A 26129-nucleotide genomic window follows, 5' to 3' on the forward strand; every position below is an offset into this window, starting at 1 on the left:
CGCTCAGAGGTCCTTCAGCGCCGCGAGCTCGGCCGCCACCGCGTCGGCGGACATGTCGGCGACCGCCTGCGGCTCCTCGGGCCCGGCCGGCCCGGCGGCCGGGTCGCCGCCGCCGAGCTGCTGCTCGAGGTGCTCGGTGAGCAGGCCGATCGACGGGTAGTCGAAGGCCAGGCTGGTCGGCAGCGCCACCCGCAGCGACGACTCCAGGAAATTCTTCAGCTCGACCGCGCCCAGCGAGTCCAGGCCGACCTCGATGAACTTCGCGTCCGCCGGGACGTCGTCGGGACCGTCGAAGTGCAACGCCCCGGCGACGTGCCCGCGGATCAGCCGGCTCACCGCGGTGCGCCGCTCGGACCGGGGCAGGGCCAGCAGGCCGGGCAGGTCGAGCTCCGCGGCGGTGTCCTGCGGACGCCGCGCCAGCCGCTGGTACAGCAGGTTGGCGGCGCGACCGCCGGCCAGCTTGTCCCAGTCGAACTCGCCGACGACCGCCTGCGGAACCGGCCCGGCGAGCATCGTCGCGAGCGCCGCCGTGCCGCGCCGGGGCCGGATGAAGCGGGTGCCCTGGGCCTCGAGGTTGCGCACGAGCCGCTCGTCGAGCTCCGCGGCCATGCCCACCTCGGCCCACGGCCCCCAGTTCAGCGCGGTGCCCGGCCGTCCCGCCGCGGCCCGCCAGGTCATCAGGGCGTCCACGAACGCGTTGCCGGCCGCGTAGTTGGCCTGGCCCACCGCGCCGATGACCGACGCGACGGACGAGTACCCGACGAAGAAGTCGAGCGTCGGTACCGCGGCGACCGCCTCGTGCAGGTGCCAGGTGCCGTACACCTTCGGGCCGAACACCGCGTCGAGGTCGGGCCAGGACATCTTCGCGATGGGCCCGTCGGCCAGCACACCGGCGGCGTGCAGCACGCCCCCGAGGGGGACCTCCCCGGCGGCCAACTCGGCGACCAGCTCCCGCACGTCGGCGGCGACGGCCACGTCGGCGCGGTGCACCCGCACGTCCACGTCCGGGCCGATCCGCGACCGCACGTCGGCCAGCTCGTCGTCGCCGACCGCCCGCCGGCTCACCAGCGCCACGTGCCGGGCGCCCAGCTCGGCCAGCTTGTGCCCGGCGAGCACGCCGAGCGCGCCGAGACCACCCGTGATCAGGTACGTGCGGTCCGGCCGGATCGCCACCGGGGCCTCCGCCGGCTCGGACTCCAGGGACAGCACGAGCTTGCCGACGTTGGCGCCGCGGCTGAGCACGCCGAACGCCTCCTCGACCTCGTCGAGGGTGTACTCGGTGGTGCGCAGCGCCGCGAGGCTTCCCCGTTCGATGCCGTCGAGGACCTCCCGCAGGATCTCATTGTTGATCCGGAGCAGGTCCTCCTCGGGGAATTCGCTGAGGTCGAAGTTGTGGTACGCGACGTCGGGGCGTTCCGCGGCCGCCCGCTCGGCGGACCACACCCCGATCTTGCCCAGCTCCACGAACCGCCCGCCGCGGCCGAGGGCCCGCATGCCGGCGTCGATGTAGTCCTTGTTGAGGCTGTTCAGCACGATGTCGACGCCCGCGCCGCCGGTGAGCTCCAGCACCTGCGCCGAGAAGTCGAGGGTGCGCGAGTTCAGCACGTGCGCCACACCCTGCTCGCGCAGCAGCGCGTGCTTGTGCGGGCTCGCCGTCGCGAACACCTCCGCGCCGGCCGCCTTCGCCAGCTGGACCGCCGCCTGCCCCACGCCACCGGCCGCGGCGTGGATGAGCACCCGGTCGCCGCGCTTCATGCCGGCCAGCCGGTGCAGCGCGTAGTGCGCCGTGATGTACGCGGTCGGCAACCCTGCCGCCTCGGCGTACGAGATGGACGCGGGCATGCGCACGGCCGAGGCGGACGCGACCGTCACCCGGCGGCGCATGGATCCGATGTGGCTCAGCACCACGTCGTCACCGACGGCGAAGCCCGCCTGCGGTCCCGCGGCGACGACCGTGCCGGCGCCCTCGAAGCCCAGCGGTAGCGGCACGTACGGCACCCCGGTCTCCTCGGCGTACTGCTTGAGCATGCCGAGCGCGTTGAGGACGTCCTTGAAGTTGAGCCCGGCGGCCCGGACCCGCACCTCGATCTCGTCGCCCGTGGGCGCCACGTCCGGCACCGGGGTGAGGCCGAGGCCGCCGAAGCTGCCGTACTCCTTCACGGCCAGCTCGGCGTTGCCGGTGTCGCCCGGCCCGGGCGCGTACGGCAGCAGCCGCCGCACGTGCCGCCCGGAGCCGCGGTAGGCCACCTGGTATTCGTCCTCGGCCGCGGCCACCTCGTCCAGCAGCGCGCCGGCGTCCTCCTCCAGCGAGCGCAGGTCGACGAGCGTGACGCGGTACGCCGGATACTCCGACCACAGCGCCAGCCCGAAGCCCCACAGCGTGCTCGCCGGCAGATGCCCCGCCGTCGCGTCGGTCCCGTCGCCGGGCAGGTGCTGCGCCGCCTCGGTGACCAGGAAGAGCCGGACGCTGCGGCCCTCGAGGACACCGACGAGAGCGAGAAGCTCCCGGTAGTTCTGCTCGTTCTCGGACCGCAGCCGGTCCCCGGCGTCGCCGGCGAGCGGGCGCCACACCCAGCACACGTCCGCGGGCCCGTCGTCGAGCAGCCGGCCCACAGCCGCGGCATCGGGTGCGAACACCAGGTCCGTACCGGTCGCCGCGGCGCGGGCGGCGAGGGCGTGAGCCGCCTCGGGATCCCGGTTGACGACGATCAGCCTGCGCTCGCCCGCGTCGGCGCGGCGTACCAGCGCGCGCTTGAGCCAGCGCGGGCGGTGGAACATCCGCCGGGCCCGGTCACCGGTCTGGGCGACCTGGCGGAACCCGAGCCCCTCGACCACGACCACCGGGCGGTCGCCGTCGAGCAGCATGAGGTCGGCGCGGAAGTCCCCGGACGCTCCCGGCTCGGCGCCGGAGCGACGGACGACCGCGCGCAGCGTCTCGCCCTTCGGCTTCTTGAACAACCGCAGCCGGCCGAAGCGCACCGGCAGGTACGTGCGGCCGTCGTCGATCACGCCGCCGAGGGTCTGGATGACGTTGTCCAGCAGCTCCGGGGGCAGCTGCTCGACGGCTCCGGTGACGCGTCCGCGCATCTGCGAGACCGCGGCGCCCGGGGTGACGCGGGAGAGCGTGCGGATGCGCTGGAACTGCGGGCCGTACATCAGGCCGACGTCGGCCCACTCGGGGTAGAGCTCCGCGCCGGCGCGCTCGTCGAGCGGTGGTTGCGCCGCCACCGCGCTCAGCTCGGCACCCAGCGACTCCAGCGCGGCCGATCCGTCGGCATCGGCGGCGATGCCGGCCCGGGCGTGCGTACGCTCGATCGCCGTGTCCCCGGCCCCGTCGACGCTGATGATCTCCACCGTGCCGGCGCCGTCGTCTCCGGTGCGCAGCCGCACCCGGACCTCGGTGCGGCGGTCCGCCGGGAGCAGCAGCGGTTCCAGGATCTCGACGTCGTGCAGGGGCCGGGCGGTCTCGCCGTGCACGGCGTCCTGCAATGCCAGAATCGCCTCGACGTAGCCGGCCGCCGGGAACACGACCTGGTCCATGACGACGTGGTCGGCGAGCCACGCCGGCTGGTCGGGCCCGATCCGGGTCCGGAACTCGCGGAGGCCCGACGCCGCCTGCTCCGGCGTCGTGATCTCGTCGCCCAGCAGGGGGTGGCGGACGGCGGACGGCTCCACGGCCCCGGCCCGGTCGTGCCGCTCACCCTTGACCGGCAGCCAGTAGCGGCGGCGGTCGAAGGGGTACGTGGGCAGCTCGACGCGCCGGCCCGGTACGCCCGCGAAGACGCCGGCCCAGTCGACCGAGAGCCCTCCCGTGTACGCCTCGGCGACCGACTGCAGCAGCGTCACGCCGTCCGTGTCGCTCGACCGCATGCTCGCCAGCCAGCGGTGCCCCGCCCCGGGCTGCACGCACCGGCGGCCGAGCCCGATCAGCGTGGGCGCCGGCCCCACCTCGAGGAAGAGGTGGTCGCCGCGTGCCTCGACGGTCCGCATCCCGGCGGCGAAGTCGACCGGCTCGGCGATGTGGCGCACCCAGTAGTCGACCGTGCCGACCACCGCCGGGTCCGCGGGCTCACCGGTGAGGTTCGAGATGAACGGTACGGTGATCTCGCCGAAGCGCAGCCCGGCCATCTCCCGCCGGAACGACTCGGTCACCTCGTGCATCAGCGGCGAGTGGAAGGCGTGCGAGACCGCGAGGCGGCTGACGCGTACGCCGCGGCCGGTGAGGGTCTCGGTGAGCGCCTCCAGCGCCGCACGGCCGCCGGACACCACGCACTGCCCGGGCGCGTTGAACGCCGCGAAGCTGACGTCGGGCAGGTCGTCGATCAGCGGGCGCAGCTCCCCGGCGGGCGCGGACACCGCGATCATGGAGCCCGGCGCGGAGACCGACTGCATGAGCCGGGCCCGGACCGACACCAGCCGGACCGCGTCGGCGAGCGTGAACAGCCCTGCCACGGTCGCGGCGACGACCTCGCCGATGCTGTGTCCCATGAGGATGTCCGGCTGGACGCCGAAGGACCGCCAGAGCATCGCCGTCGCGTACTCGACGGTGAACAGGGCGGGCTGGGTGTACCTGGTCTCGTTGAGGCGCTCCGCGTCCTCGCCGAACATCAGGTCGCGGATGGACTCGCCCAGGTGCTCGGCGAACAGGCGGTCGCACTCGTCGACGTGGCGCCGGAACTCCGGGTGCCGCCGGTAGAGGGCCCGGCCCATGCCGGCGTACTGGGCGCCCTGGCCGGTGAAGAGCATGGCCACCGCGGACGGACCGGGTTCGCCGGTCGCCGGCTTGGATGTGGCCAGCGCGGCGGCGAGTTCCTCGGTGGAGCGGACCACCGCGGCCGTACGGACCGGGAAGTCGGCGCGGCAGACCGCGGCGGTGTAGCAGACGTCGGACACCCGCACGTCGGGGTGCGCGGCGAGGAAGTCGCCGTACCGGGCGAGCTGGCGCTGCAGGGCCTCCTCGGTACGTGCGGACACGGCGAGGATGCGCGGCTCGCCGGCATCGTCCGCGTCGGCCGGGGCGGACCCGGGCCGGGCGGGGGCCTGCTCCAGTACGACGGAGGAGATGGTGCCCGCGAAGCCGAACGAGTTGACCAGCGCGCGCCGGACATCGCTCTCCCACGGCCGCCCGGTCAGCGGCACCGACACCGGGTACGCCTCCCAGGGGATGTGCCGCGACGGCGATTGCATGCCGACGTGCGGGAACACCTCGGCGTGCTGCAGCTGGAGCACGGCTTTGATCACGCCGCCGATTCCCGCGGCGGACTCCATGTGCCCGATGTTGCCCTTGAGCGACCCGATGACGACCGGGCGCTCGGCGGAGTGCGAGTCGGAGAAGACCGAACGGATCGCGCCCACCTCGATGGGGTCGCCGAGCGACGTGCCGGTGCCGTGGGCCTCGACGTACTGGACGTCGGCGGGCTCCAGCATGGCGCCCTGCAGCGCGGCGCGCATGACGGCGTCCTGGGCCGACCCGTTCGGCACGGTCAGGCCACCGCTCTCGCCGTCCTGCCGGACCGCCGTGCCCCGGACCAGCGCGAGGATGTGGTCGCCGTCGCGCTTGGCGTCGGAGTAGCGCTTGAGGACGATGACGCCGCAACCCTCGCTGCGGCTGTAGCCGTCGGCGCTGTCGTCGAACGTCTTGCAGTGCCCGTCCGGGGAGAGCATGCCGGCCTGGCTGAACACGATGTGGTTGCGCGGGTGGTGCATGGCGTTGACGCCACCGCACAGGGCGATGGAGCACTCCTTGCGGCGCAGCCCCTCGACGGCGAGGTGCAGGGCGACCAGCGAGGAGGAACAGGCGGTGTCGATCGCCATGCTGGGCCCGCGCCAGCCGAGGAAGTACGACACCCGGCCGGGGATCGCGCTGTGTGCCGTACCGGTGCCGACGTACGCGTCCAGCTCCGGGTACTCGAGCGCCTCGACCTCCAGCGAGTAGTCGACGCAGCTGACGCCCACGTACACGCCGCCGTCGGAGCGGCGCAGCCGGGCGGGGTCGAGACCGGCGTGCTCCAGCGCCTCCCACGAGGTCTCGAGCATCAGCCGGGCCTGCGGGTCGAGGTACTGCGCCTCCTTCGGCGAGATGCCGAAGAACCGCGGATCGAACTGGTCCACGTCGTCGAGGAAGCCGCCGCCGGCCGCCCGGATACGGCCCCTGCCGCCCTCGGCGGAGGCGAACCTGTCGACGTCCCACCGGTCGGCCGGCACGGGTCCGATCCCGGAGCCGCCGGCGCGCAGGAACTCGGTGAAGCCGTCCGGCGTACGGTTGCCGCCCGGGAACCGCAGTCCGATGCCGACGACGGCGATGGGCTCGTACTTCTCGAGCAGAAGCTCGCGCAGGAGTTCGGAGTCGGGCGCGGGCATGGTGGTCTCCTCCCGGCTGCTCATGCTTCGAACAGGTCCTTCAACAGGCTGTCGACTAGGGGCTTGCGGTCCGCGGCCGGCGGGCCGGGCGGCGGCGCCGCGACCGGCGGGAAGAGCCCGGGCAGGGCCGCGACCAGGTTGTCCGTGAGGTCGGCGACGGTGGGGCTGGCGAAGAGGACGGCGGCGTCCACCTCGCACCCCAGCTTCTCCTCGAGGTTCTGCTTGATCTCGGTGACCCGCAGCGAGGTGAGCCCCAGCTCGAAGTAGTTGGCGTCGGCGGGCAGCGCCTCGTCCGGCGTCATCAGCAGGGCGGTGCGGAACTCCGCCGTCACGGCCTCCTGGAGGGCGGCGCGGCGCGCGCTCACCGGGATCCGGCCCAGCTCGGCGGCGAATGCGGTCGGTGCAGAAGTCATGTCCTCGTGTCCTCGGCGGCCGCGGGCGGGTTGGTGATCGCCACCCGGACCTCGCCGGCCGAGGCGCCACCCCGCTCGTCCCAGTAACGGCAGGTGGTACGCAGCACGACGAGCGCGTCGCGCAGGTCGCTGCCCGCCCACTCCGCGATGTCGGTGATCTCCAGAGCGCCGTGGAAGAACCGGCCGCTCATCGCGCGTTTGAACGAGCTGCGGAAGTCCGTGATGAGGAAGTCGGCGAGCTGCCGGCTCCAGTAGTCGTCCATCGTCCACCGGGCGAAGGGCTGCGCCAGCCGCTCCTGGACCGTCTTGGCAACCGTGTAATAGAGCATCTGGTTGTAGCAGATGTTGAACTCGACCGAGTTGAAGTGCCCGGTGTCGTCGATGTAGCACGACTCCGGGATCACGAACGTGCAGCGTGCCGTCACCCGGCCGCCGTCGGCCGGATCGCCGGCGGCGGTCACCTCCGCCGACTGCAGATACTTGCAGTTCTCCCGGTACGGCCGCAGCACCGCGGCCAGCAGCCCGGGGTCGGTGGCGTGGGCGCCGCCGGGCCCGATGACGGACCCGGCGGCGTGGGTCACTGCGTTCACACGGTCACCGGGAACTGCCGCGGTACGCGGATCAGCCACGACGGCCGCCAGTCGAGCTCCTCCTGGGGAACGGCGCACTTGATGTTCGGGAACCGCCGGACGACCTCGCCCAGCGCGATCCGCAACTCGTTGCGGGCCAGCTCCTTGCCCGGGCAGTGGTGCGGTCCGCGGCCGAAGCCGAGCTGCTGGTTGTCCGGCCGGTCCAGCCGGATCTCGGCCGGGCACTCGAAGCGCTCGGGGTCCCGGTTGGCCGCGCCCAGCGAGATGATGACCTGCTGGCCGGCCTTGATGTCGGCGCCGCCGATGGTCATGTCCTCGATCGCGAACCGGCGGATGCCGCTGTGCGTCGAGCCGTCCCACCGCATCAGCTCCTCGACGGCGGCCGGGATGATGTCGGGGTTCTCGCGCATCTCCTGCGCCTTCTCCGGGTTGTTGATCAGGGCCAGCACCGAGGCGCCGATCTGCCCGACCGTGGTGTCGTACCCGCCCAGGAGCAGGAAGAAGGTCATGCCGATCATCTCCTGGTCGGTCAGCGGCTGCCCCTCGTTGTCGCGGGCGCTGATCCAGTAGGAGATGAGGTCGTCGGCGGGTTCCTTCTTCTTGACCTCGATCAGCTCCTCCACGAACGCGAGGAGCTTGCCGGCGGCCACCCGCGCGGCGGCCGGGTCCTTGCCGAGCATCGCGTCGCTCCAGGCGCGGAAGTCCGCCCGGGAGGTGTCCGGCACGCCGAGGATGTCCGCGGTCATGGTGATCGGCAGCGGCGCGGCGAGGTCCGACATGATGTCGCCGCCGCCCTTGCGTTCGATCTCGTCCAGCAGGTCGCCGACCACCTGCTGGATCCGGGGCACGAGGTCCGCCATCCGCTTCGGGGTGAACGCGAAGTTCATGAAGCGGCGCAGCCGGGTGTGCAGCGGCCCGTCCTCCATGTGCAGGTTCCCGGACCGGACGATCTCCGGGAGCATCTCGTTGGTGTAGTCCGAGTCGGCGTACCGGCGGTTGCGCACCAGCCGGCGGTCCTTGAGCGCCTCGCTGGCCTCGTCGTACCGGGTGATCAGCCAGATCGGCGAGCCGTCGGGCAGGCACACCCGGTGGATCGGGCCTTCCTCGTGCAGCCGCTCGTACGTCGGGTACGGATCGGCGAACCACTCCTCGTCGTACGGGGAGTCCAGGTTGTGCACGGGGCACTTGGAGGTCATCGATGGGTCCCTTCCTGGCGTGGGGCGGTGGTCAGAGCGGCTGATCGTCGTGGAAGGGGTGGTCGTCGTGCACCGTCACGCGGAACGACACGGTGGGCTCCGGCGTGGTGGTGTGCAGCGCCCGGTGGATCAGCGCGCGGTTGTCCCAGATCAGCAGATCGCCCTGCTCCGGCGAGACGAGCTGGATGCCGGGGGCGGTGAAGCTCATGTCCCGCTGGCCGGTCTCGTCGAAGACCCGCTGCATGAGCGAGTCGTCGAGCCGGTTGCCGTCGGCGTCCTCCATGCCGACGGTGAAGCCCTCGCTGTTGTAGAGCACCGTCGCGCCGGTCACCGGGTGCTTGAACAGCGTCGGGTGCGAGACCGTGGGGGTCTTGCGCTCGACCTCCTCGGTCAGCTCGCCCAGCGGCCGGTACACGTCGGACGGCCGGATCTTGAAGTACCGGCGGACGCTGAACAGCGTGCGGGTGCCGGCGATCTCCCGCTTGAGGTCCTCGGAGAGCCGCTCGTACGCCTGCGTCATGTCGATGTAGTAGGTGCCGCGGTTCTTGGCCGGGATGACCTGGGGGTAGATCAGGGTCAGGCCGAACGGCTTGGGCATGAACTGGTAGTCGGCGTGCCAGAACTTGCCGGTCTTCGGGACGCCGATCTGCTTGTCCCCGTCGCTCACGTTGGAGGAGACGAAGATGTCCGGCTCCTCGGGGTGGTGGTACATCGGCTCGTAGTACGCCTCGACCTGTCCCAGCCGGCGGCCCATCGCGACGAAGGCGGCCGGGGTCAGGCTCTGTCCCTTGAGGATCAGGATCTTGTGTTCGTAGACGCCGTTCTTGAGCGCGGTGATCTCGTCGTCGGAAGCGGTTGCCGGATCGAAGTCCCGCACCGTCGCCCCGAATCCGCTGCTGGTGACCTGCACGTCCAACAGGACAGCCCCCATCCATATCGCTGGCGATAAAATCACTGACTTATCGAAATCGACCTCGACAAACGTAGCAGCCGGTTCTGAACAGCCGCTTATTTGTCGCTAAAGGGTCCATAAAGCGAGCATCAGCGACCGCTCTGAGCTGCAAAAACTCCCTGCATCAGCGGGCAAAAATGAGCGCGACATTATGTCCGCCGAAACCAAAAGAATTGTTCAGCGCGACCGGCACTTCGCCATGACGGGCTTTGTCGGCGGCGACGTCGAATTCCTCGATGCCGTCGGGTTCATCGATATTGATCGTTGGCGGGACGACGCCGTGGTGCACCGCCAGAACGGTCGCGATCGACTCCAGCGCGCCGGCCGCGCCGAGCAGGTGCCCGGTCATCGACTTGGTGGCCGTCAGCACCGCACCGGCCCCCACCGCCGCCCGCAACGCCGCCAGCTCGGCGAGGTCACCCACCGGGGTGCTGGTGGCGTGCGCGTTGACGTGGGCGATGTCCGCGCCGGTCACGTCGGCCGCCCGCAACGCCGCCGCGATGGCCCGGCGGGCGCCCGCTCCCTCGGGATGCGGCTGCACCATGTCGTAGCCGTCCGACGAGATGCCGCTGCCGACGAGGCGCGCGTACACCCGGGCGCCCCGCGCGGCGGCGTGCTCGGCGCGCTCCAGCACCAGCGAGGCGGCCCCCTCGCCGATGACGAACCCGTCGCGCTGCCGGTCCCACGGACGCGAGGCCCGCTGCGGCTCGTCGTTGCGCACCGACATCGCCCGCATGGCCGCGAAGGCCGCGATCGGCAGCGGCGCGATCGCCGCCTCCACCCCGCCGGTCACCACGACGTCGGCGCGGCCGCACCGGATCAGGTCCCCGCCCAGCGCCACGGCCTCCGCACCGGTCGCGCAGGCGCTGGCCATCGAGTGCACCCCGGCCAGCGCGCCCAGCGCCACCCCGACCTGGGCGGCCGGCCCGTTCGGCATGATCATGGGCGGGGTGTGCGGGCTGACCCGGCGCGCGCCCGCCGTCTCCAGCACGTCGTCCTGGTCGAGCAGCGTCTGCACCCCGCCGATGCCGCTGCCGAAGCTCACCGCGAGCCGTTCCGGCTCCGGTCCGGCCCCGGCGAGTCCCGCGTCGGCCCAGGCCTCGCCGGCCGCGATCAGGGCCAGCGCCTCGGAACGGTCCAGGCGGCGCAGGCGTACGCGGTCCAGCACCATCGCCGGATCCACGGCGGCCTGCGCGGCGATGCGTACCGGCAACTGCCGGGCCCACGTCTGCTCGAGCGGGCGTACGCCGGACCGCCCCTCCAGCATCGCGGCCCAGGTGGACGCCACGTCGCCGCCGAGCGGAGTGGTCGCGCCCAGCCCCGTGATCACCACGTCCCCGAGTCCCATACCGGCGCTCCTTCGCATCAACGGGCGTACGTGCCGAAGGTCCAGCGGATGCTCAGACCCGACGCCGTACCGCCCGGCCCGCCGCGCAGCCGCGGGAGCACCCGGGCGACCAGCGCCTCGATGGCGGCCGCCCGCAGCCGCGGATCGGCGATCTCCGGCAGGTACTCGCCGGCGTTGGACGGCACGAGCAGCGTCGCGAGGATCTCGTCCGGCTGGATCTCGTGGTTGGCCACCTCGACCCGGCCGGTGAAGTGCCGCTCGAAGGCCGCGGCCAGCTCCTTCGCCGTGTGCGGCCGGGGCAGGATCCTGCGCTGCGCGCGTTCGTCCGACTGGGCCGACCGGAGAAGGCGGACCTCCGCGATCGTCCGGCGCAGCTCGGCCGGGAACGAGTCGTCCAGCGGGGCGTGCAGCAGGCAGTCGCGGACCGCCCGGTTCACGTCGTGGAACAGGTGCGCCGAGGGACCCGCCGGCCCGGTGTCCGGCGAGGTCCAGAGCAGCTGCCCCTGCCGCCGCAGGATCGACGCCAGGCCGGCGACCACACCGTCGAGCGCCCGGGCCGGAATGAGGTGGAACACCATGCTCGCCAGCACCAGGTCCACCTCGTCCGGTGGGAAGACGTCGGTGAGCGGCCGGAAGGAGCCGTCGGGCCCGCGCAGGTCGTGGAACCGGACGAGCTCATGGCCGGTCAGGAGCTGCCGGCCCTGCGCGAACCAGTCGCCCGGCAGGTCCGCCAGGTGCAGCTCCAGGTTGACGCCGGCGTCGTCCAGCCGGTCGTGGAAACCCCGTTCCCGCAGCGCCTTCAGCAGCTCGATGACGCTCAGGCCGGTGCCCGAGCCGTAGTCCAGCACCCGGATCGTCTCACCCGGGCGCAGCACGGCCAGCCGGTTCTCCAGGGCCCGTACGGCCCGGCCGACGAGCCACCCGGTCGGCCGGGCGCACCAGGGCCGCGGACGGCGGATGTCCCCGTTCTCGAAGAGCAGCTCGTGCAGGGCCCAGCCGTCGGCCGAGGCGGGCTCCGGCTCGGCGACACCGGCGGCCGTCCGCGTCTCCACCGGCACGAGACGGTTGAGGCTGACCGCGACGAACGGCTGCCGCGTCGGGTAGCACCGCCCCTCGGAGAGGATCGGCTCCAGGCCGGCCTCGCGACAGGCGGCCATCCAGTCGGCGTGGTCGATCGGGTATTGGTGCGAGAGCCCGTGGTACGCCTCGAACGCCACCGCGTGCATGTCACCGAGGTGCCGCCGCGAGATGTGCGGGGCGACGCTGTGCGCCTCCAGCACGAGCAGGCCGTGCCGGCGCACGTACGGCGCCCAGCGGCGCAGATGCGCCACGAGGTCCTCGCGCACCGCGGCCTCCGCGAGCGCGCGCCCGTCCGGGTCGAGGTGAGCGGCGGTCTCCGTCGAGGCTTCGGCCGGCGCGCGGCGCTCACCGAGGTACGGCCGGTCATGGTCGATGAACGACCGGATGTGCAGCCCGGCGCGCATGTCGATGCCGTGCCGGGCGAGCTCCCGCGCGATGCCGGCCGGCGCGCCGATGTCTCCCGGCAGCAGCACCGCCGGCACCCCGTGCGCGGTCAGCAGCCGGTCCGCCTCGTCCAGCGCCGCCTGGTTGGGGTCGATGCCGACCATCGTGAGCGGGTGCTCGGCGAGGAAGGCCCCGCGCAGCGTCCGGTCGCGTACGGCCTCGTAGAGCTCGACCAGCCACCGCCCGTTTCCGCAGCCGGTGTCCGCGATGAACCGCGGCTGGGCGGCGAGATCCGGCCTGTTGAACAGGTCGAGGACGACGGCCAGCGTGTCCCGGAAGTACCGGCCGTGGGCGGCGCCGCTGGCGTTGACGTTGAGGGCCCGGTTGACGTGCCACTCCTGGCCGCCGTCCGGGCGTACGACGGTCGTACCCCGGATCAGGTCCGGCAGGCGCGCGAACATCGGCAGGTACGACGCGCTCATGCCGAAGGAGGCCGCGTACCGGCCGGCCTCCGGCCCGGACCAGCCGGTGAGTTCCAGCAGCTCGGCCGCGCCGGCGGGCAGCGCCACGGCGGCGTCGCTGAGCAGAAGGGGCATGACCAGCGCTCCGTCGAGGTGCCCCCGCACCACCTCGTCCGGACCGTCCGCCGGCCCCTCGACGTCCCAGCGGGCGCGTGCCCGGTCCAGCAGCTCGGCGAACGCCTTCCGCGCCGGCTCCGGCCACTCCCGGGACCACGTGTCCCGGTCCGTACCGCCGAACATCGTGAGGAAGCGCCCCATCGCCTGGTAATCGCGATGGTGGGCCGCGACGGCCCGGCCTTCGGCGGTCCACCGCACGACCGTGCCGGCGGGCGAGGCTCCCGGACCGTGCGCGGTCCATCCCTGCGCGGCCAGGGTCCGCAGCACGACCCGCAGCGAGCCGAAGCCGGCGGCGGGCAGATCCGGGAGGAGCTCGTCGACCGACTGCTCCCGCCGCAGGGACGGCCCGATGACGCCGAGCTCGTCCAGGGCCTGAAGGATGCAGGAGAGGACGAGCCCGTCCTGCGCGAGGAACGCCGCCCGGCGGAGCCGGGCCCGGTCCGGCGCCGCGGGTTCCGCGGCGGTCCGGGTCACCGATGTCTGCATAACCGTCCTAACCGAGAGCTACGAGGAATCCTGGGAAGGTGCCAGCCGGCCGAAGAGGGCGACCACGGCCCCGGCGAAGGCCAGGGCGGCGGTCACGGCCAGCGCGGTGTCCATGCCGTTGACGAACGTGGTGTCGGCGATCGACGCGGCGGCCGCGGCCGGTATTCCGGTGACGACCGGCGACTCACCGACCGACACGTGCTGCACCGCCGCGGCCGGATCGGCGACGACCGCGCCGGCGGCGCTCAACCGCTCCGGCAGCAGCGCCCCGACCCGGGCCGCCACCACCGCGCCGAGCACCGCCGTGCCGAGACTGCCGCCGATCTGCATCGCGGTCTGCTGCAGGCCGCCCGCCACCCCGGCCGCGCTGCGCGGCGCGCCGCTGAGGATGAGCCGGGTCGCGCCGATGACGACCGGGCTGAAGCCGATCCCCATCAGGACGAACCAGCCGGTCAGGGCGTCGATGTTGGCGTACGGGCCGAGCCGGAGCAGGCCGATGAGCGCGACCCCGGTCAGCAGCAGGCCGACCGCGACGGGGATCCGCGGGCCGGTCCGGGCCATGATCGCCCCGGCCGCCGGCCCGCCCACGACCATGACCAGGGTGAGCCAGAGGACCTGGATCCCGCACTCGGCGGGCGTGAGGCCCAGCACGTTCTGGAGGTAGAAGGTGAGCAGGAACGGAACTCCGAACAGGACGAACGAGATCAGCGTCATCACCGTGACGCCGACCGTGACCGGTACGGAGCGGAACAGCGACAGCGGCAGCAGCGGGTCGGCGGCGCGGCGCTCCCACCAGACGAACGTCACGCCGAGGATCAGCGAGGTGATGAGCGCGCCGAGGACCCATCCGTCGCCGAAACCCCGCACCGGCGCCTTGGTGACCGCCCACAGCAGCAGGGCGAGCGTCGACGCGAGGAACACCAGGCCGGGTACGTCGAACCGGGTGCCGGTCCGCACGACCGTCCCGCCGCGCAGCACGACGGCCGCGAGGGCCAGCGTGACGATGCCGATGGGCAGATTGAGGTAGAACGCCGCCTGCCAGTTGAGGTGCTCGACCACCAGGCCGCCGAGGATCGGACCGGCCGCGGTGGAGCCGCCCAGCACGGCGCTGCGGATGGCGATCGGCATCATCAGCCGGTCGGGCGGGAAGACGAGCCGCAGCAACGCCAGCGTCGCCGGCTGCATGAGGGCCCCGAAGACGCCCTGCAGCACGCGGAGCGCGATGACCCACACGATCGTGCCGGAGAGCCCGATCAGCACCGACGTCGCCGTGAAGCCGACGACTCCGATCAGGAAGACCCGGCGGTGGCCGAAGCGGTCACCGAGCTTCCCCGCGCCGACGAGCAGCACCGCGACGGCCAGCAAATACCCGGTGGTGACCCACTGCACCTGCGCGAACGACGCGGACAGCTCCTGCTGGATGACCGGCTGCGCGACGGTGACCACCATGCTGTCCAGCGCCACCATCATGGCGCCGCTCGACACCACCACAAGGGTCAGCCACGGGTGACCGCGGAGGCGGGAGAGCCGTCCGGCCCCGGCGGCTTCCCGGTCCGCGAGCTGCCCGCCGGCCGATCTGGTGTCCATGTCGGTCCCCTAGCTCCGGCACGCGGCCGGTGTCGACGGCCGCCTCGTGCCGGCCGGATGCGTCATCTCGGCCAGCACGATATGACCCGTTGTCGTCAGCTCGCGACAACCGGTGCGGGCGTCGGCAGGGAGCCCTCGGCGGGGGCCCCGTCGAGATCGGTGGGCTGCCATCCGGGCGGGCCGAAGATGTAGCCGAGCCGGTGCCGGAACGTACGGGCGCGGCGGACGTCGCGGATCATCGCGGCGAACTCGTGCACCTGGATCCGCCAGATGCTGTGGGTGTTGATCTGGGTGGTCAGCCCGTACGTGGGGCGGCGGATCTCGGGCTGGAACGTGCCGAACATCCGGTCCCAGATGATCATCGTGCTGGCGTAGTTCTTGTCCAGGTACTCCGGGTCGCTGCCGTGGTGCACGCGGTGGTGCGACGGCGTGACGAAGAAGTACTCGATCGGCCGGGGCAGCTTGTCGATCTTCTCCGTGTGCACGAAGAGGCCGTACAGCAGGTGCAGCGAGTGCATCGTGAACACCATCCACGGCGGCACGCCGAGCAGCGGGAGCGGCAGCCAGATGATCTTCTCGAACCACTGCGCCCACTTGCGCCGCAGCGCGACGGAGATGTTCAGGTACTCGCTGGAGTGGTGCACCTGGTGGCCGGCCCACATGAGGCGCACCCGGTGCGCCATGCGGTGGTACCAGTACAGCAGGATGTCGACCGCGAAGAAGAGGAGCACCCAGGTGTACCAGGCGCCCGGATCGAGGTGCCACGGCGCGATGTAGACGTACGCCACCGCGTAGATCGCGAGCGCCGCCGTCCGCATCAGGGTCGACACGACGAGGGCGCCGATCCCGGTGAGCACGTTGGCCCGCAGGTCGCGCCGGTCGTAGCCCTTGGTGTCGTCGTCGACGTAGGTGGCGATCATCTCGACGACGATGAGCAGCGCGATCGCCGGCAGCGCATAGACCGCCGGATCGTGCAGGCGGTCCAGTACCTGGTCCATCATGGTCAACCTCCGATTCTCGTTGCCGGTTCCGCGGGCGCCGACTTGTCCTTGTTGCCGTACCGGTCGACGTACTCGAGGCCGGAGAGGCGCTGGATCTCGCGCATGATCTGGTCGGTCACGGTCCGGCGCAGCCGCGGATCGGTCTCCGGACCGGTGAAGGTCATCGGCTCGCCGAAGCGCATGGCGAACCGGGCGAACCGCGGCATCGTGGTGCCCAGCGGCTGCACCCGGTCGGTGCCGGTCAGCCCGCAGGGGATCACCGGCGCGCCGGTGGCGAGCGCCAGGAAGCCGACGCCCGTCCTGCCTTTGTGGACACGGCCGTCCGGCGAGCGGGTCCCCTCCGGGTGGATGCCGAACACCCGCCCCTCGGCGAGCACCTCACGGGCCACGTCGAGCGCCGCGGTGGCGCGGTGCGCCCCGTCCCGGTCGACCGGGACGATCTCGATCGCCCGGAAGAACGCCGCCCCCAGCCGGCCCCGCAGGCCGGAGCCGGTCAGGCGCTCGGCCTTGCCGATGAAGACCACCGGGCGGCGGGTGGCCAGCGAGATGAACACGTGGTCGGAAAAAGAGAGGTGATTGGCCGCGATGATGCACGGTCCGGTGGCCGGAATGTGGTGAGCCCCGGACACCTGCGGGCGGTAGACGATCTTTACCAACGTCGACACGGTAAACCGCGCCCATCGTCTCAACATGATGGAAACCTCCGCATCCGGCCTGGCCGAATGGATTGGCGAAATGCGTCGCGAAAGGATTCTCGTACGGTCGGCGGCGCGTTTGGCTGGTCGATGCTAACAGCGCATATGAGCAAACCCCTGAATGCCCACTAAATCGCGGCTTAACGACGACGTTCACCGTGGTGACACCGCCGCTAAAGTTGCCCGTAACCTCTGGCGGGCCCGCGAATTCCCCGCCTATCTTCATTGTTCGAATCGGTTCGCCGCGTGCGAACTTCTCGGCGTGCCGACGGGGGTGGGCCGGGCTTGATTTCCATGCCGGGTCTCGGAGGAATCATTTTGACGCACACCAGCGAGCACGCCGTCACATCGATCGGGCGGGCGGTACCGCGCGGTCGCGCCCGGCTTCGCGAGGCATTCGACAACCCCGGCGTGATCCGTATCGCCGGGGCCCACAATCCGCTGGGGGCCCGGCTCGCCGAGCGCGCCGGCTTCGACGGCGTCTGGTCCAGCGGGCTGGAGATCTCCGCGTCGCACGGGCTGCCGGACGCCGACATCCTGACGATGAGCGAGCTCCTCGCGACCGCCCGGTCGATGGCGATGGCGGTCGACCTGCCGGTCGTCGCCGACTGCGACGCCGGGTACGGCAACGCCAGCAACGTGATGCACATGATCCGCCAGTACGAGGCGGCCGGCATCGCGGCGGTGTCCATCGAGGACAAGCCGTTCCCCAAGCTCAACAGCTTCGTGCCGGGACGGCAGGAGCTCGTGCCGACCGACGAGTTCGCCGGCAAGATCGCCGCCGCCAAGGCCGCCCAGCGTGACCCGGACCTGATCGTCATCGCGCGCATCGAGGCCCTCATCGCCGGCTGGGGCATGGCCGAGGCGCTGCGCCGCGGCGAGGCGTACGCCGAGGCGGGCGCGGACGCCGTCCTCATCCACGCCAAGGGCGACAGCCCCGAGCCGATCCTGACGTTCCTGGAGCGCTGGCGGCTGCCGGTGCCGGTCGTCGTCGTGCCCACGACCTACCACACGATCAGCGCCGACGAGCTGTACCGGGCCGGCGCGAAGATGGTCATCTACGCGAACCAGGGGCTGCGGGCCAGCATCGCCGCGATCAGCGACACCTTCGCGGCCATTCTGCGCGACGGGCGTACCACCGGCATCGAGACCCGCATCGCGCCGCTGTCCACGGTGTTCGACCTGCAGGGCCTCGCGCACTTCCAGCAGCAGGAGAGCCGGTTCCTGCACCGGCCGGGCCAGCAGGCGCGCGCGCTCGTGCTGCCCGGCGACACCGGCTCGGAGCTGACCGACCCGGGGACCGCGACGGTGGCCGGCGCCACGGTCCTCGAACGGCAGACCGGCACCCTGCGCCGCGTCGGCGTCCAGGACATCAGCGCCTGCACCGACGCCGCGACCGCGACCGCCGCCGGGGTCACCGTACGGCCGGCCGGCACCGCCGAGATGCTCGCCGCGATGGAGGAGCAGTTCCACGGCCGCACGCTCGTGCTGGCCTCGCACGTGCTGTTCGATCCCGCGCCGCTGCGCCAGCTGCTGGCCGACACGCCGGACATCGCGGTGCTCGTCGACGTCGGTCAGCCCGGCTCCGGGACGGCCCCGTCGATCACCCTGGACGCACCGCCGGTCACCGGCCGCCGGCTCTCCGGTGACCGGCTCCCCCGGGTCGTCGCCATGGGCGCGGGCGATTCCGGCGCCGAGTTCGCCGGCGCCGCCGTCCTGTCGGCCAAGGGCTTCGCGGCCCTGCGTGACGCCGCCGCGGCCCGCCGCGCCGACGGCCGGCCCGACGCCGGGCTGGCGGACCTGCTCGGCGACCTGGTGGCCTCGGACTGGCCGGTGCACGCGGTGCTGGTCACCTCCGGCTGGGCCGAGCTGATCTCGGCCGAGGACGTCGACCGGATCGGCGCCCACCTGACCCGCGAGGAGGCCTGAGTGGCCGCCACGACCGGCCTCGGCGCCGAGGTGATCGTCGACCGGCTGCTGGAGGCGGGCTTCGGCCCGTTCACCGGCGTGCCGTGCTCGTTCCTCGGTCCCGTGATCAGCCATCTGCAGGCCGAGCATCCGGGCCTCTACCTGGTCAGCGGCAACGAGGGCGAGGCGGTGGCGCTGGCGGCCGGGGCGCGGCTGGCCGGTCGGTGGCCGGTGGTGATCCTGCAGAACTCCGGGCTCGGCAACGCGGTCAACCCGCTCACGTCGCTCTGCCACACCCTGCAGGTGCCGGTGCTGCTGATGGTCACGTGGCGGGGCGAGCCCGGCCGTCCGGACGAGCCGCAGCACGAGCTGATGGGCCGGATCACCCCGGAGATGCTCACCGCCATGGACGTCCGGTACGAGGTCCTGCGCCCCGATGCCGGGTGGTTCGAGCGTACGGTCGGCGCGGCGCGCCGCCACATGGAGGAGACCGGCCGCCCCTTCGCGCTCGTGGTGCCCAAGGGCGCGGTGGCCCCGGGCCGGAGCGTCACCTCCCCGCCCGTCGCGGGCGCCAAACTGCGCCGCGCCGAGGCCATCCGCCACGTCGTGCAGTCCCTGGACGACGACGCCCTGGTCGTGGCGACCACCGGCAAGACGGCACGCGAGCTGGAACGCGACCTGGACCGGCCGGAGAACCTCTACGTCGTGGGCTCGATGGGCTGCGCGTCGAGCGTCGCGCTCGGCATCGCCCTGCACGCCCCGGACCGTCAGGTGGTCGTGCTCGACGGCGACGGGGCCGCGCTCATGCGGTTGGAGGCGCTCGCCGGCATCGGCGGGCACTCACCGGAGAACCTCCTGCACATCGTGCTGGACAACGAGGCGTACGAGTCCACCGGCGGCCAGCCGACGATGTCCCCGGTGATCGACCTGCCCGGGGTGGCGCGGGCGTGCGGCTACCGGGGAACCGCCGTGGCCGAGGACGAACCGGCGATCCGCCGGACCGTGTGCCGGGCGCTGCGCGAGGGCGGGCCGCAGCTCGTCCGCGTACCCGTCATCCCCGGGTCGGATCCGGGTCTCGGCCGCCCGGCGCTGGCACCACCCGCGTCGGCCGCCCGGTTCAGCGCCGCCGTCGCCCGGCCCACCGAACGGGTGCCGTCCACCGGCCGGACCGCAACGGAGGTGATGGACGCCGTGCCGCCGGCCGGCCGGCGGCAGGTGCTGATGAACCCGGGACCGGTGAACGCCGACGAGCGGGTCCGCGCCGCGCTGGCAGGCCCCGACGTCTGCCACCGTGAGGTCGAGTTCACCGACCTGCTGCTGCGGGTCCGCGACAAGGTCACCCGGATCTGCGGCGGCGGCGACGACCACGCCTCGGTGGTCCTGACCGGCTCCGGCACGTCCGCGGTGGAGGCGATCATCAGCTCGGTGGTCCCGCACGACGGCGGCGTGCTGGCCGTCGACAACGGCCACTACGGCAGGCGGATGTACGACATCGCGGTGGCGCACGGCCTGACCACCCAGCACCTCGACCTCGGCTGGGGGACCCGGATCCACCAGGCGGACATCGGCCGGACCCTCGCGGCGGACGAGCGGCTCACCCACGTGCTCGTCGTCCACCACGAGACGAGTACGGGCATGCGCAACGACGTGGCCGCCGTGGCCGCCGAGGCGCACCGGTACGGCCGGGAAGTCATCGTGGACGCGGTCAGCAGCGTCGGCGCGGAGTACCTCGACATGCGCGCGACGGGCATCGACTGGCTCGCCGGCTCGGCCAACAAGTGCCTCGAGGGCATGCCCGGCCTGGGTTTCGTCTGCGGTCGCCGCAGCGGTTTCGCCACCCTCGACGCCCTGCCGCGCCGGACCTTCTCGCTGGATCTGCACCGGCACTACCTGGCGCAGGAGATCGCCGGAGCGCCCGCGTTCACCCCCGGAGTGCCGGCCTTCTACGCCTTCGACGTCGCGCTCGACCTGGCCCTCGCCGAGGGCGTGGCAGCCCGCGGCGCCCGCTATGCGCGCCTGGCCGAGCAGCTCCGCGGCGGCCTCGAACGGCTGGGCTTCCGGCTGCTGCTCGCGCCGGAGGACCGGGCCGTCAGCCTCACCGCGGCCGCGCTCCCGACGGGTGTCGAGTTCGCCACCGTGCATGCGGCGATGCGCGAAGCCGGCTTCGTCATCTATCCGGCCCAGGAGGTGCTGGCCGGTGGCTACCTGCGGCTGTCCACGATGGGCACGATGACCGCGCAGGACGTGGACGAGTTCCTCACGAGCCTGCAGGCGCTGGTCCGTACCACCCTCGCCGCGGACGCGGGGTGAACCGATGACGGTCACGACTGCGCGGCCCCGGTCACCCGGCGGCGCCGCGGGCGGCCGGGAGCCCTACCGCCTCGCGATCGTCGGCGGCGGCCCGCGGGCGACGTACGCGCTGGAGCGGCTCGCCGCGACCGTGGACCGCCTCGGGCCCGGCGAACGGCTGGAGATCCGCGTCTACGAGCGGACCGGCGAGTTCGGCGCCGGCGCGGTGCACAGCGCCCGCCAGGCCCGGACGAGCTTTCTCAACCGCACCAGCGAGCAGGTCAGCTTCGCCGCCGACGAGACGGTCCCCGGGGCGGGCTCGCTGCGCCCGCGCGACCAGCGCCCGAGCCTGTACGAGTGGTGCCGCAGCGAGTACGCCCGCACCGGCGACCCCGACTTCGACGTCTCCCCCACCGACTGGCCCAAGCGGCACGTGCACGGCGCCGCGCTGACCGACATGTTCACCCGGTTCGTGGCGGAGCTCGACGGCCGCCCCGGCGTGGAGGTGCAGCTGGTCGGCGAGGAGGTCGTCGACATCCGGGACGACGGGACGGATCTCCACGTCTGCACCGGTTCCGGGCAGCCGTACCCCGCGGATCAGGTGCTGCTCGTGACGGGGCACTCACCGCACGACCCGTGGCGCCTCCCCGAGGGGCGGCAGCGGATGGAGTTCGCGGGCCGGCACGGAACCGCCTATGTCCCGTACGCGTATCCCCTCGACGAGACGCTGTCGCCGGCGGCGGTCCCGCCCGGCGCGGTGGTCGGCTGCCTCGGGATGGGCCTGACGGCGATCGACGTGATCCTGCACCTGACCGAGGGCCGCGGCGGCACGTTCGCCCCCGGCCCGGACGGCGGTCTCGGCTACCGGCCCGGCGGCCGTGAGCCGGGGGCCATCGTGGCGTGCAGCGGCGCCGGCCTGTTCACCTTCACCCGTCCGGACAACCACAAACACGACAGCGAGCTGGAGCACCGCGGGACGTTCCTGACCGAGAAGGCCGTCGACCGGCTGCGCGAGTCGTCCGGCCTCCCGTCGCCCGGTGGCCGCCGGCAGCTGGACTTCGACACCCAGGTGCTCCCGCTGATCCTGCTGGAGATGGCCCACCTCTTCGCCACGACGCTGTACGGCGCGCGCGTGGGCCGTCACCTCGCCGCCCGGGCCCGTCCCGGCTACGAGCGGTTCCTGCGCGGCGAGCCGGCCGCCGCCCTCACCCGGCCGATCGAGGACGCCGTCGACGAGATCGGGCGGATCCTGGACGAGGTCCTCTCCGGCCACGTCAGCGCCGCGGAGGCGGCCCGGCGGAGCCCCGAATGGCCGGTGACCGGGGCGCTGGCCCGCTGGGTCCGCGTGGTCCACGGCGAGGCCGCCGCCCGGCACCTGGCCGACGTGCTGGACGACCCGGCCGCCCTGGTCGCCGCCCGGCGCACCTGGCCGCTGCCGTCGGGCCTCGACCCGTCGGCGCGCGGGAACCGCTTCACCTGGGCCGGAACGCTCGCGCCGATCCCCGCGGACGAGGCCACCGACCCCGGCCGGTACGCCTCCCGGGTGCTCGCCTTCATGGACCGCGACCTGGCCCGGGCCGCCCAGGGCAACCTCGACAACCCGCACAAGGCGGCCGCCGACGGGGTGTGGCGGGACCTGCGCGGGGTCATCTCGTACGCGGTGGACGACGGCGGCCTGACCCCGGCCTCGCAGCGGGCGTTCCTGGGCGCGTACCCGCGCCACCACAACCGGCTCGCGAACGGCGCCGCGCCCGAGGTGATGGCCCGGATCACCGCGCTGGTCCGGGCGGGCGTCGTCGACGTCGGCACCGGCCCCGGCGCGCGCGTCGAGTGCGACGAGGACGCCGGCCGCTTCCGGCTGATCGGCCCGGTGACCGGGGCCCGGCGCGCCGTGGACCTGCTCGTCGACGCCCGCATCCACACCTTCGACCCGGAACTCGACAGCACGCCCCTCTTCCGGCGGCTCGCGGCCCGGGGCCTGGTCCGGCGGTGGCGCAACGTGGGCGCCGACGGGACCTCGTACGCCCCGGGCGGGCTCGACCTCACCCGCGAGGGCCACCCGGTCCGCGCGGACGGGTGCCCGGAGCCGCGGGTGACCGTGCTGGGACCGGCCGCGGAGGGGCAGCGGTCGTTCCTGCTGTCCGCGCTGCGCCCCGGCCGTGATCACTACGTCATGCGGGACACCCTCGCCTGGCTCGACCGATTCTGGGCGGCGTACCACGAGCGGCCGACGCCGGCCGGCGCCACCCCCTCCCCGACCGAAGCGAAAGGCGGGCTCGCCCGATGACGACGGAGACGGAACTGGAGCTGGACGGCTGTCTGGTGATCTTCGAGGGGGCGCCGCGGCTCCGGTGGCGCCGGCTCGACGCCGGGCACTGGCGGATGACGGGGCTGTGGCCGGACGAGGACCAGCGCCTGCGGGTGCACGCCCGGATCGACGCCGGGCTGCCGACCCTGGTGGTGCTCGGCGCCCCGGACTCCGTGCCGGTGCTGCGGGAGGAGTGCGCGGACATGCCGGCGGGACCGGATCCCGTCGACATCACCGTGCCGCTGCTCGACTGGCTGCCCGCGCCGCACCGCCGCCGCGGCCTGGACTTCCTCGCGGCGAGCACCCGCGTCGCCGACGACCGGCCGCGGCTGCTGCTCCCGGCGCTGCTCCTGGACGACGGCCCCGGCGCGCTGCGGTTCGCGCTGCGAACCACCGAAGGACCCCTGTGGCCCCGCCACCTGCGGGAGGTCGCCGCGCACGCGTTCGGCGACACGGTACGGACGGAACAGCTCGACCAGCGGATGGAGCAGATGGCATGACCGGCACCGAGGCCCTCGAGGGTCGTATCGTCGCGCTGACCGGCGCGGGGCGCGGCCTGGGGCTGCAGATCGCCCGTACGCTGCTGGAACGCGGCGCCCGGGTGGTGGCCAACTTCCGCAGCCCTTCGGCGGACCTGGAGCAGCTCCGGGAGAAGTTCCCGGAGCTGGTGCTCGTCCAGGGCGACATCGCCGAGGAGGAGGCCGCCATCGAGCTCGTGGCCGCGGCCCGCCGCCTGGGCCGCCTCGACGCGGTGATCCACAACGCCGGGATCGCACGCGACCAGCTGCTCGTCCGGATGCCCGTGGAGGACTGGGACGAGGTCCACCGGGTGAATCTGCGGGGCGCGTTCCTGCTGTCGAAGCACGCCGTCAAGGCCATGCTGCGGCAGCGCTACGGCCGCATCGTGTACATCTCCTCGGGCGCCGCCATCCTGGGCAACGCCGGGCAGGCGGCGTACGCGGCGAGCAAGGCCGGCCTGCACGGGCTGTCGGCGACCGTCGCGCAGGAGTACAGGTCGTACGGCATCCGTACGGTGGTGCTGGCGCCGGGCCTGCTGGACACGGGTCTCGGCGAGGCGCTGGACGAGAAGATCATCGAGGAGAAGGCCGGGCGGTCGATGCTGGGCATCGGATCCGGTACGCAGATCGCGGCCACGGCGGCGTTCCTGGCCTCCGCGGACGCCGACTACATCAACGCAGTGATCATCCGCGCGGACGGCGGTCTGGTGTACTGATGCCGGGGAGGCGCACCGGGGCGCCCATTCCTTATGATGTCAGGCGGTCATGTTCGCGCGTCCGCAATGGATCGGATCGGAAAGCACCGTTGTCTCTCATCTACACGGGCCTGCGCGCCCTCGCCGTTCCGACTTTGCACGCCATGTGGAAGCTGCAGGTGAGCGGCCGGGAGAACGTTCCTGACCACGGACCGGTCATCCTGGCCTCCAACCACCTGTCGGTCGCCGACCACCTGTTCCTGCCGGTGGCCTGCCCCCGGCTGGTGTACTTCATGGCCAAGTCCGACTACTTCCAGCAGGGCGGGCTCAAGGGCCGGTTCCGCGGGGCCTTCATGCGCTCGGTGGGGCAGATCCCCATCGAGCGCAGCGGCGGCCGGGCCGCCCTCGCCGGCCTCGAGCAGGCCCGTCAGGTCATCCTGAGCGGCAAGGTGTTCGGCATCTTCCCGGAGGGCACCCGGTCGCCGGACGGCCGGCTCTACCGCGGCAAGACCGGCGTCACCCGGCTGGCGTTGATGACCGGTGCGCCGGTCGTGCCGGTCGGCGTGCTGGGCACGGACAAGGCGCAGCCCATCGGCGCGCCTTTCCCGCGTCCCGGCCACACCGTGACCGTCCGGATCGGCAAGCCGGTCGTCTATGACGGCGCCGAGAAGGTCGGTCACAACGCCAAGCAGCTGCGGGAGATCACCGACGACATCATGAGCCGCATCGCGGAGCTGACGGGGCAGGAGACCGTCGACGTCTACGCGAGCCGCTCCGGAGATCAGCAGCAGTGACCCCGGCCGGCGGTCGTCCCGATGGGGGCGACCGCCGATCCGCGCGGGTTCACAGCACCAGGGCGTCCGCCTCGTCGAGCTGTGTGTCGAACTGCAGGATGCGCTGCTGCAGCCGCTGGCTGCGCGCACCGGGCTCCAGGCCGACCGCGTCGATGAGGTGTTCCCGCAGCTGGGCGTAGACGGACAGCGCCTCGGCGGTGCGCCCGGTGCGGTACAGGCACAGCATGAGCAGCTGATGGATGTGCTCGTGCGTCGGGTATTCCGAGGCGACGGCGAAGAGCTCCGGCACCAGGCGGGCGTGCCGGTCGAGGCGCAGCTCGAGCTCGGCCTTGCGGCCGTAGACCATCAGGAACTGCTCGTCGAGCTGGCGGCCGACGGAGTTGAGCACCGGCACGTCGCGGAAACCGGCGAGCGCCGGGCCGCGCCGCAACGCCGTGGCCTGCTGCAGGATCTCGACGGCCTCCGGCACCCGGCCGGCCGCCTCCGCCTCGTCGGCGCGCTGCATCAGGCGGCGCAGCGTCTGGTGGTCGAGGTCGTAGACCCCGTCGTCGAGGACGTACCCGGAGGCGCGGGTGGAGATGCCCACCGGGTCGGCGCCGTGGCTCTCCAGGTGCTTACGGACCCGTGACACGTACACGTGGAGCGCCGTTGCTGCGGTGCGTGGGCGGCACTCCGTCCAGAGCGCCGACTCGAGTTGCTGGGTCGACACGGAGGTTCCGGCGTACGCACACAGCAGCACCAGCAGGGTGCGCATCTTCGCGGGGCCGGGTGTGATGGCCCGGCCGTCGGGACCGAGGACCTCGAACGGCCCCAGCAGCCGCATGGCGATCCGTCGTGTGCTCGGAACAGCATTGAATTCCGCACGGATGTTCAACATCAAATCGCCG

The 26129-nt window shown here is 72.7% G+C and carries 17 protein-coding genes; 6 read left to right on the forward strand and 11 right to left on the reverse strand.

All coding sequences use genetic code 11. From position 1 onward, the window contains the following. Positions 1 to 3: 3 nt before the first annotated feature. From COUCH_RS33490 to COUCH_RS33535, 10 genes are all read right to left on the reverse strand, one after another. Complete coding sequence (locus COUCH_RS33490; protein WP_249609174.1) at positions 4 to 6384, reverse strand: type I polyketide synthase; 6381 nt, start codon at positions 6382 to 6384, stop codon at positions 4 to 6. Then, the gene (locus tag COUCH_RS33495; protein WP_249609175.1) at positions 6381 to 6773 is read right to left on the reverse strand and encodes an acyl carrier protein; all 393 of its coding nucleotides are present in this window, start codon (positions 6771 to 6773) and stop codon (positions 6381 to 6383) included. The genes COUCH_RS33490 and COUCH_RS33495 overlap by 4 nt, the downstream gene beginning before the upstream one ends. Beyond that, positions 6770 to 7363, reverse strand: a complete 594-nt coding sequence (locus tag COUCH_RS33500; protein ID WP_249609176.1) for an FcoT family thioesterase — start codon at positions 7361 to 7363, stop codon at positions 6770 to 6772. Before COUCH_RS33500 ends, COUCH_RS33495 begins: the two co-directional genes overlap by 4 nt. Next, positions 7360 to 8559 carry a cytochrome P450 family protein gene (locus COUCH_RS33505; protein ID WP_249609177.1) on the reverse strand — a complete coding sequence of 400 codons (1200 nt, stop codon included), beginning with the start codon at positions 8557 to 8559 and terminating at the stop codon, positions 7360 to 7362. Before COUCH_RS33505 ends, COUCH_RS33500 begins: the two co-directional genes overlap by 4 nt. A gap of 31 nt (positions 8560 to 8590) precedes the next feature. Continuing rightward, a complete protein-coding gene (scoE, locus tag COUCH_RS33510; RefSeq protein WP_249609178.1) occupies positions 8591 to 9490 on the reverse strand; it encodes a (3R)-3-[(carboxymethyl)amino]fatty acid oxygenase/decarboxylase in 900 nt (299 codons plus the stop codon). A gap of 145 nt (positions 9491 to 9635) precedes the next feature. After that, entirely contained in the window at positions 9636 to 10859 is a 1224-nt protein-coding gene (locus COUCH_RS33515) for a beta-ketoacyl-[acyl-carrier-protein] synthase family protein (RefSeq protein WP_249609179.1), read from the reverse strand. Positions 10860 to 10876: 17 nt separating this feature from the next. Next, positions 10877 to 13435 (reverse strand): class I SAM-dependent methyltransferase, encoded by a 2559-nt coding sequence (locus COUCH_RS33520; RefSeq protein ID WP_249609180.1) that lies wholly within the window; start codon positions 13433 to 13435, stop codon positions 10877 to 10879. A 30-nt stretch (positions 13436 to 13465) separates the two neighbouring features. Further along, positions 13466 to 15034, reverse strand: coding sequence for a DHA2 family efflux MFS transporter permease subunit (locus COUCH_RS33525; protein WP_249609181.1), 1569 nt, complete (start codon positions 15032 to 15034; stop codon positions 13466 to 13468). Positions 15035 to 15129: 95 nt separating this feature from the next. Then, the gene (locus tag COUCH_RS33530) at positions 15130 to 16035 is read right to left on the reverse strand and encodes a sterol desaturase family protein (protein ID WP_249609182.1); all 906 of its coding nucleotides are present in this window, start codon (positions 16033 to 16035) and stop codon (positions 15130 to 15132) included. Between the two features lie 2 nt (positions 16036 to 16037). Further along, complete coding sequence (locus COUCH_RS33535; protein ID WP_249609183.1) at positions 16038 to 16727, reverse strand: lysophospholipid acyltransferase family protein; 690 nt, start codon at positions 16725 to 16727, stop codon at positions 16038 to 16040. 414 nt (positions 16728 to 17141) lie between these two features. On the opposite strand from COUCH_RS33535, the gene COUCH_RS33540 reads away from it, so the two are divergent. The 6 genes from COUCH_RS33540 to COUCH_RS33565 all read left to right on the forward strand — a co-directional run bounded on the left by COUCH_RS33540 (position 17142) and on the right by COUCH_RS33565 (position 25242). Then, positions 17142 to 18659 carry an isocitrate lyase/phosphoenolpyruvate mutase family protein gene (locus tag COUCH_RS33540; RefSeq protein ID WP_249609184.1) on the forward strand — a complete coding sequence of 506 codons (1518 nt, stop codon included), beginning with the start codon at positions 17142 to 17144 and terminating at the stop codon, positions 18657 to 18659. Beyond that, positions 18660 to 20948: a phosphonopyruvate decarboxylase gene (gene aepY / locus COUCH_RS33545; RefSeq protein WP_249609185.1), complete on the forward strand. Its 2289-nt coding sequence runs from the start codon at positions 18660 to 18662 to the stop codon at positions 20946 to 20948. It begins immediately after the preceding gene. A 4-nt stretch (positions 20949 to 20952) separates the two neighbouring features. Then, on the forward strand, positions 20953 to 23214 hold the full coding sequence (locus COUCH_RS33550) for an FAD/NAD(P)-binding protein (RefSeq protein ID WP_249609186.1): 2262 nt from the start codon (positions 20953 to 20955) through the stop codon (positions 23212 to 23214). Beyond that, positions 23211 to 23735, forward strand: a complete 525-nt coding sequence (locus COUCH_RS33555; protein ID WP_249609187.1) for a hypothetical protein — start codon at positions 23211 to 23213, stop codon at positions 23733 to 23735. Before COUCH_RS33550 ends, COUCH_RS33555 begins: the two co-directional genes overlap by 4 nt. After that, complete coding sequence (locus COUCH_RS33560) at positions 23732 to 24469, forward strand: SDR family NAD(P)-dependent oxidoreductase (protein WP_249609188.1); 738 nt, start codon at positions 23732 to 23734, stop codon at positions 24467 to 24469. Before COUCH_RS33555 ends, COUCH_RS33560 begins: the two co-directional genes overlap by 4 nt. An 89-nt stretch (positions 24470 to 24558) precedes the next feature. Then, positions 24559 to 25242 carry a lysophospholipid acyltransferase family protein gene (locus COUCH_RS33565; protein WP_346015956.1) on the forward strand — a complete coding sequence of 228 codons (684 nt, stop codon included), beginning with the start codon at positions 24559 to 24561 and terminating at the stop codon, positions 25240 to 25242. A gap of 49 nt (positions 25243 to 25291) precedes the next feature. Here COUCH_RS33565 and COUCH_RS33570 read toward each other — a convergent pair whose 3' ends face one another. Further along, on the reverse strand, positions 25292 to 26065 hold the full coding sequence (locus COUCH_RS33570; RefSeq protein WP_249609189.1) for an AfsR/SARP family transcriptional regulator: 774 nt from the start codon (positions 26063 to 26065) through the stop codon (positions 25292 to 25294). Positions 26066 to 26129: the final 64 nt, after the last annotated feature.

It is taken from the genome of Couchioplanes caeruleus (genome assembly GCF_023499255.1).
Classification (GTDB): Bacteria; Actinomycetota; Actinomycetes; order Mycobacteriales; family Micromonosporaceae; genus Actinoplanes; species Actinoplanes caeruleus_A.